We start from the raw sequence: 1,074 nt of genomic DNA, 5'->3' as shown, positions 1-1,074 counted from the left end.
CGGCATTCAAGCTCTCGGTCATCGAGTGTCGGCATGAACAGCAGCTCTCCCTACGAGCAGTCGCAGCCCGATTCGGCCTTGGTCATTCCACCTGTGTGGGCATTTGGGAACGCCAGTACTACAGTGGCGGTCTTTCAGCCCTTAGCGCGCCCAAACGAACGAGGAGCGTTACTATGCCCAATAAGCAATCCACTCATGACTTCCATGCACAGGACGACGATTCGAAAAGCCTGGAACAGCTCAAGGCGGAGCTCGAATACCTGCGCATGGAGAATGCCTACCTAAAAAAGCTCGAAGAGGTGAAGAAAGCGCAGAGCCAGAGTCCTCGGCCAGGGAAAAAACGCTCACCGTAGTGGCGCTGAGGCCGGTATTCCCTCTGGAGGGCTTGCTGAAAGTAGCCAACCTGGCGCGTAGCACGTTCTATTACCAACTTGGCGCGCTTCAAAAGCCTGACAAGCATGCTTCGCTGAAGGCGAGAATTCAGGCGCTCTATGCCCTGCACGAGGGGCGGTTTGGCTATCGCCGTATTGCTTTGCAGCTGCAAAAAACAGAATCGGTCAGCGAAAAACTGGTTCAGCGCCTGATGGAACAGTTGGGGTTGAAATCCCTGGTACGCGTCAAGAAATACCGTTCTTATCGAGGGCTGGAAGGGCATATTGCACCCAACCTGCTGGAGCGTAATTTCAATGCACAACGACCTAACCAGAAATGGGTCACGGACGTCACCGAATTCAAGGTCGGATCACAAAAGCTCTATCTATCGCCTGTGATGGATTTGTACAACGGTGAAATCATGGCCTATCAAACCCAGACCCGGCCTGATTTTGCCTTGGTAACCGACATGCTGGGTAGGGCCTTCAAGCGGCTGCAGGGCAGTTCGCCGCTTGTGCTGCACTCGGATCAAGGCTGGCACTATCAGCAACCTCGTTATCAGAAAGCGCTCAAGGAGCGAGGCATCAGGCAAAGCATGTCACGCAAGGGAAACTGCCTGGACAATGCCGCAATGGAAAGTTTTTTCGGGATACTGAAGTCCGAGTTTTTCTACCTCAAGCGCTTCCAGAATGTGGAGGAGCT

1 protein-coding gene and 1 pseudogene are annotated in these 1,074 nt (G+C 53.6%); both read left to right on the top strand.

The features are described 5' to 3' along the window. Positions 1 to 353, top strand: a pseudogene (locus ACYAS9_RS24210) (IS3 family transposase); the annotation flags it as partial. Next, on the top strand, positions 353 to 1,074 hold a 722-nt coding region (locus tag ACYAS9_RS24205; protein WP_463570960.1), incomplete at its 3' end, for an IS3 family transposase. The pseudogene ACYAS9_RS24210 and the gene ACYAS9_RS24205, both read left to right, overlap by 1 nt.

The sequence above is a fragment of the Pseudomonas sp. HP_08 genome (assembly GCF_055284095.1).
This window is presented reverse-complemented; position numbering and strand designations above follow the sequence as displayed.